This is a genomic window from Ciceribacter ferrooxidans (assembly GCF_004137355.1).
Taxonomy (GTDB): domain Bacteria; phylum Pseudomonadota; class Alphaproteobacteria; order Rhizobiales; family Rhizobiaceae; genus Allorhizobium; species Allorhizobium ferrooxidans.
Genome location: NZ_SDVB01000032.1, coordinates 1 through 259, shown reverse-complemented (window position 1 = coordinate 259; position 259 = coordinate 1). Strand labels below are relative to the sequence as shown.

The 259-nt window shown below is 60.6% G+C and carries 1 pseudogene; it reads right to left on the bottom strand.

Annotation, left to right across the window (positions count from 1 at the left end):
• A pseudogene (locus EUU22_RS25450) lies at positions 1–200 on the bottom strand (TAXI family TRAP transporter solute-binding subunit); the annotation flags it as partial.
• Between the last annotated feature and the right edge of the window lie 59 nt (positions 201–259).

Genomic DNA, 259 nt, shown 5'->3' with positions numbered 1-259 from the left:
CACTGAAGGAATTCTTGGTACAGCCTGGCATCTACCGGTGACATCGCCACAGGGCCAGAGGATGCTGATTGCGTGGCACGGGTGTCCTCCCTTGCAAGCCACTCGTCGGCCGCACGGAAGCGCGCAAGCCCAGGAACCTGGGCATTGAGCACCACGTCCTTCCACTTGGGATGGAAACCAGGCTGTTGCAGTTGCTTCATGCGGTCAAACAATCGGTCAGTCAGCCGAGCGACCCGGCCGTAGCGGTTCGACCCTCTTG